Annotated in this window: 1 protein-coding gene and 1 pseudogene; both read left to right on the top strand. The window is 71.8% G+C overall.

All coding sequences use genetic code 11. The features are described 5' to 3' along the window. The coding region (locus LPA54_RS36165; protein WP_228984768.1) for a hypothetical protein at nucleotides 1-278 on the top strand (278 nt) is incomplete at its 5' end. A 57-nt stretch (nucleotides 279-335) separates the two neighbouring features. After that, nucleotides 336-539, top strand: a pseudogene (locus LPA54_RS36160) (tRNA (N6-isopentenyl adenosine(37)-C2)-methylthiotransferase MiaB); the annotation flags it as partial.

Here is a 539-nt window from a genome sequence, read left to right as displayed (position 1 = left end):
AGGCGAGAGAGGCCGCCGAGGTGTCGGTCACCGGCCCGCTCGACCGGCTGGCCCACGAACTGGCCGACGTCGTCTACGTCGCCTACGGCACCGCCCTGGTCCACGGCATCGACCTCGACGCGGTCATCGCCGAGATCCACCGCTCCAACATGACCAAGCGGGGACCCGACGGCCAGGTGAGCCGCCGCGCCGACGGCAAGGTCCTCAAGGGCGACCACTACCAGGCGCCGGACGTGGGGGCGGTGCTGCGGCGGCAGGGGTGGCCGGGCCGGCCGTAGAGGGCGGAGGGGGAACACCGGGCGGAACCGCTCGGGGAAACGCCTACCCTTGTTGCCATGACCAGCAGCAGTGACCGGAGCCCCGCCGTGGACGTTCTCTCGACCAGGACCTACGAGATTCGCACCTACGGGTGTCAGATGAACGTCCACGACTCCGAGCGCCTCGCCGGGCTGCTGGAGGACGCCGGGTACGTCCGCGCCCCCGGGGGCTCCGACGGCGAGGCCGACGTCGTCGTGTTCAACACCTGCGCCGTGCGCGAG

The sequence above is a fragment of the Streptomyces sp. DH12 genome, from assembly GCF_020873895.1.
GTDB lineage: Bacteria > Actinomycetota > Actinomycetes > Streptomycetales > Streptomycetaceae > Streptomyces.
This window is presented reverse-complemented; position numbering and strand designations above follow the sequence as displayed.